General features: G+C 47.1%; 1 protein-coding gene. It reads left to right on the top strand.

Annotated features, from left to right (window positions below; genetic code table 11):
• Positions 1-520: DegV family protein (locus ACWHAR_RS31935; RefSeq protein WP_452089035.1), on the top strand; the 520-nt coding region annotated here is incomplete at both ends.

Genomic DNA, 520 nt, shown 5'->3' with positions numbered 1-520 from the left:
CGATGCAAAATGGAGAAACGCCTAAGACGTCCCAAGCCTCACCGCAAACGATTAAAAATGTGTTTTTGCAATATGCCGAAACAGGTGATCCCGCTCTTTACATTGCCTTTTCCTCTGGTCTCTCCGGCACGTATCAGACAGCTGTAATGATCGCCATTGAAGTGAAGGAGGAATTCCCCGATTTCGATTTGCGGGTCATTGATTCCAAATGCGCTTCATTAGGATACGGTCTGGCTGTCCGGCATGCTGCCGATCTCTGTATCAACGGGAATACAATACAAGAAATTGAAACGTCTGTAAAGAACTTTTGCAGCCAGCTTGAACACATTTTTACCGTTGATGATTTAACATATCTCGCGAGGGGCGGCCGGATATCCAAAACATCCGCTTTTGTCGGCGGCCTGTTGAATATTAAACCGCTGCTTCAGATGGAGGACGGCAAGCTTGTGCCTCTGGAAAAAATCCGCGGACAGAAGAAACTTTTCAAACGGATCATCGAGCTTATGAAAGAGCGCGGGGA

Source organism: Bacillus sp. LR--39 (genome assembly GCF_053613335.1).
Note: the sequence above shows the minus strand (reverse complement) of the source record. Positions and strands in the feature narration are given on the sequence as shown.